Here is a 1,021-nt window from a genome sequence, read left to right on the forward strand (position 1 = left end):
CCACCCGATTGCGACGCTGGTTCTTCGAATGGGTTCCAATTCGCCCGCCGCTGGCAGGCTTGTTCGCGCCAATAGCCGAAGTTCCTGAGATCGAGCATCATGACCACATCGCCGCGAGCCGGCTGAGGGGAGGCGGATATGATGAGGATATGATAATCTAAAGTGGTGGCTATGCCTGTCGCGCTGGCGCTATTTAGGGAGGTCAAACCAAATGAGCGGTGGGCTGCAATTTGACGAAGAGACCAGCCGAAAGGTCGAGGCGCTCTATCTAACTCCGGACGTGGCCGCACAGCGGTGCCAAGTGTTAAAGGCTCTGCAGCTGAGGGAGGGTGAACGGGTTCTCGATATCGGTTCCGGCCCCGGACTCCTGGCCTATGACATGGCAGCTTCAGTCGGGCGTGAGGGCCGTGTGTGCGGCATTGATATCAGCGAAGACATGCTAGCCATGTCGAGAAAGCGCTGCGCCGACCTGCCTTGGACCGAATACCAGCGGGCAAATGCAACCAACCTACCGTATCCGGATGGTAGTTTCGATGCCGCAGTATCGACTCAGGTCTACGAATATGTTGCGGATATTCCGGCAGCCCTTGCGGAGCTTTATCGGGTAACGTGTCCGGGCGGTCGCGTGGTCGTTCTGGACACGGATTACAGGTCGTTGGTGATTCACACGGAGGACGAGGCGCGCATGGGGCGGGTGTTATCGGCCTGGGAAGAACATTTCGTACACGCCGGGCTACCCCGCATCTTGTCAGGGCACCTCCGCGACGCCGGTTTCACGATCCGACAGCGCAACGTGATCCCGATGTTCAATCCCGAATACCACGATAACACCTACGGCAAGCGTGCGCTGGGTATCATGGCGTCGTTTGCGGTCGGACGCAGAGGCGTGTCCCAGGAGGAAGCAAACGCCTGGCTTGCTGAATTCGCCGAGCTTGGCAAGCAGGGGAAGTTCTTCTTCAGCCTCAATCGTTACCTCTTTGTTGCCGACAAAGTTGCGGCTGCGTGACTGGGACAGTTCAAG

The 1,021-nt window shown here is 58.3% G+C and carries 1 protein-coding gene; it reads left to right on the forward strand.

What is annotated here, in order from left to right; all coding sequences use genetic code 11:
• Positions 1–211: 211 nt before the first annotated feature.
• On the forward strand, positions 212–1,006 hold the full coding sequence (locus AC0L3I_RS36870) for a methyltransferase domain-containing protein (protein ID WP_473530225.1): 795 nt from the start codon (positions 212–214) through the stop codon (positions 1,004–1,006).
• Positions 1,007–1,021: the final 15 nt, after the last annotated feature.

The organism is Mesorhizobium sp. WSM4840 (genome assembly GCF_055811755.1).